The organism is Massilia frigida (genome assembly GCF_011682175.1).
Classification (GTDB): Bacteria; Pseudomonadota; Gammaproteobacteria; order Burkholderiales; family Burkholderiaceae_D; genus Telluria_A; species Telluria_A frigida.
Map to the genome: position 1 here is coordinate 1 of NZ_WHJG01000160.1, position 658 is coordinate 658.

1 protein-coding gene is annotated in these 658 nt (G+C 68.5%); it reads right to left on the bottom strand.

Features of this window, described 5'->3' with window-relative positions:
- The coding region (locus F2P44_RS34490) for an AMP-binding protein (protein WP_167094601.1) at positions 1–658 on the bottom strand (658 nt) is incomplete at both ends.

Genomic DNA, 658 nt, shown 5'->3' on the forward strand with positions numbered 1-658 from the left:
CCATGGTAGCCGCGCGCCAGCAGCTCGCCGCCGATGCACAACTCGCCCGCCGCCCCGACCGGCACCGGGTTCATGTCGGCATCGAGCAGGTAGATGGCGCGCCCTGGCAGCGCTGCGCCGATCGGCATCTGGGTCGGTTTCGGCAGGCGGCCGGACACATGGCCGGCGCAATCGTGGATCATGGCAGTGACGGCCGCCTCGGTCGGACCGTAGGTATTAAGCAGGCGTACATGCGACAGCCCCGCTTCGCGCCAGGCCGCCAGCGACTCGGGCGGCATCGCCTCGCCACCGACGTTGACCTGCCGCAGGGAGCCGTAATCGGTATGGCCGCGCCCCGCCCAGTCCTGCACCACCTGGAACCAGTAGGCCGTGGTGAAGTCGGCCACCGTGATCCGGTGGCGCAGGATGCGCCGGTACAGTTCCTCGCTGTCCCACAGGTCGGCACCGCGCAGGACAACGCTGGCGCCGCAGGTCAGCGCCGGATACAGCTGTTCGACGAAGCCGTCGAAATTAAAGGTCGAGAACTGCAGCATGCGCTCGCCGGCGTCGAGGCGGAAGAAATCGCGCGCGACCCGTGTGTGGCGCGCCAGGGCGTCGTGGGTGATGCCAACGCCCTTCGGCTTGCCGGTCGAGCCGGAGGTATACATCACGTAGGCCA